Raw genomic sequence first — 2,176 nt, 5'->3', positions numbered from 1 at the left:
CTGGTGTAGACCGACGATAAAGAATCATACTTCTGATTAGATTTTTCAGGTCTATGGTGGTAATCCTCATCGAAATCAGGAATAAAAGTATCATACTGTTTTTTAATTAGAGCTAAAAAATACGCAAATCTAAGACAAAAAAGTTTCATCCTTTAATGCCTAAAGGGCCGTTTTGGGCAGTTAGGGGTCTGTCGTAAAACATCTATTTAAGTTGATTTTTGGCTGTTCAAGCACCACCTAACGGAAGTTTATTGTATGACGGCAATGGGGGCTAAAGCGGACTGTCACTGTGATTAAGATAGCACTAGTTTTTAACCAAAAATTTCAAGCGTATCGGATATCAGTTTAGGGGTATTTACACTTACATGAAGAGATCCAGGATGCTTAGGCGTATAATGTAAAATATATAATATTTTAAAATAACTCGTAGCCACCCCACCAAAAGTCACTTAATATGAAATAGTTGGAAAGTCAGAATGCTGATTCATAATTACGATTATATTATTACAAAGCACGGATGTATCATCCAAAGCTAGGTCGATTCTTACAGACTGACCCTGTGGGCTATGAAGACCAGATGAATCTTTATGCTTATGTGGGGAATGATCCGATTAATATGGTTGACCCAACTGGTGAGTTTGGAATCGTAGGTGCTTTGATTAGCTTTGGAATTGAAGGTGCTTTGCAAATCGCACAGGGAGAACTTAACGTTACTAAACTTGCGGTATCAGCACTTGCAGGTGGTGCTGGAGTTGGGCTTGGTCAAAAAGTCGCTCAATTAGGTTCGCTGCTGTCTAATGGTTCTAAACTTGGTTCTACGGCTGCTCAGGTTGCTGGAGCAGTCACCGAGGCAGTTGCAACTAATGTCATTGAAACCAGCGCAAATAATGCCATAAACTCAATAACTGGTGCTAATGAAATGGAAAATATCGATGCTTCAGGTGCTGCTACTAACGCATTAGCCAATACAGCCACAGGGAACGCAACTGGTAATCTGGTTTCGCAAAATACAAGTTTAAGTAATAAAAAATTAAATGGTGTAGTGACAGCTATAGTTGGTGTAGCCGAAGGTTCTAGGAAAGTTATGACAGAGAGGTTAGAGAACAATGAATCTCAATGATTTAAAATACATCAGGGAAGTCGATTTTACACTGAGGATCTTTACTTGGACAATTATTGGCGGTTTGCTGCTAAATGTAGTGTTTGTGACTACTACATTTGTTGTTGGTTTTTCAAATGATAAGGCTTTATTAGAAATTATCATGACCATTCCGTATGCTCTAATGATAGCGACATTAGCAAGTATTATGGTTTTTCCTTTTTTGGACTTAAGAGAATATATATCTGATAGAGTGATGTGCAAAGAACTGGGTTGGGACTATGAAATCGACTTTGTTAGTAAATTCTCTCCAGATCAGTTGGAAAAATTGAGAGAGAATTATCTAAATTTAACAGAAAAAAGTTATTCTCGCTCTCAAATACAAGAACGACAAGAGAGCTTTATCGGCCAACTGACCAGAGAGTAGATAAACCTAAAAGACTCGGTAAACATAAGTCTGTGAATCCAAAGCCTAGCTCGCCGGGCCTTTAATTTCTTTTGCTTTGCTAAGTTCTTACTATGATTATAACGTACTGTATTTGTTTGTTTCCCCTCCAAGAATACCTTGGCGCATAATTACGATTATTTTATTACAAAGCACGTATTTATCATCCAAAGTTAGGCCGATTCTTACAAACTGACCCTGTGGGTTATGAAGATCAGATGAACATTTATGCTTACGCAGTGAATGATCCGGTTAATCACACAGATCCAACCGGGAAGGTTTTCAATGTTGCACTAGCTGGGTTTGGGGCTATAGTTGGTGGACTTGGTAGTGGAATAACAGCTATATTAAGTGGACAGGACGCTTCTGGAGTCATTACGTCAACGGTGGTTGGAGCAGCTGCTGGAGGACTGGCTGGTTTGACATTAGGAACTTCATTACTTGCAACTGTAGCTACAGGTGCAGCAGTTGGTGTTGCTTCTGACATAACAACTCAAACAATAGGAAATTTCGACGGTGATAATGTAGACATTACTTCACTGGAATCAACACTTTCATCCGGTGGGGCAGAATTATTAGATGCGGCAACTAATATAAACCCAACTGAAGTAGTTGTTAGCGGGGCTTTAGGG

1 protein-coding gene and 2 pseudogenes are annotated in these 2,176 nt (G+C 39.2%); all 3 read left to right on the top strand.

Translation table 11 applies throughout. The features are described 5' to 3' along the window. Nucleotides 1-505 precede the first annotated feature (505 nt). Nucleotides 506-1,120: pseudogene (locus tag CXF81_RS00325) on the top strand (RHS repeat-associated core domain-containing protein); the annotation flags it as partial. After that, nucleotides 1,107-1,526: a hypothetical protein gene (locus CXF81_RS00320; RefSeq protein WP_101179109.1), complete on the top strand. Its 420-nt coding sequence runs from the start codon at nt 1,107-1,109 to the stop codon at nt 1,524-1,526. The pseudogene CXF81_RS00325 and the gene CXF81_RS00320, both read left to right, overlap by 14 nt. 167 nt (nt 1,527-1,693) lie before the next feature. Continuing rightward, nucleotides 1,694-2,176 (top strand): annotated as a pseudogene (locus CXF81_RS00315) (RHS repeat-associated core domain-containing protein); the annotation flags it as partial.

The sequence above is a fragment of the Glaciecola sp. 33A genome (assembly GCF_002836745.1).
Classification (GTDB): Bacteria; Pseudomonadota; Gammaproteobacteria; order Enterobacterales; family Alteromonadaceae; genus Glaciecola.
Note: the sequence above shows the minus strand (reverse complement) of the source record. Positions and strands in the feature narration are given on the sequence as shown.

Excerpts from the sequence above, each read along its gene's own strand:
- CXF81_RS00320 (WP_101179109.1), top strand. The coding sequence starts at position 1,107 with ATGAATCTCAATGATTTAAAATACATCAGGGAAGTCGATTTTACACTG.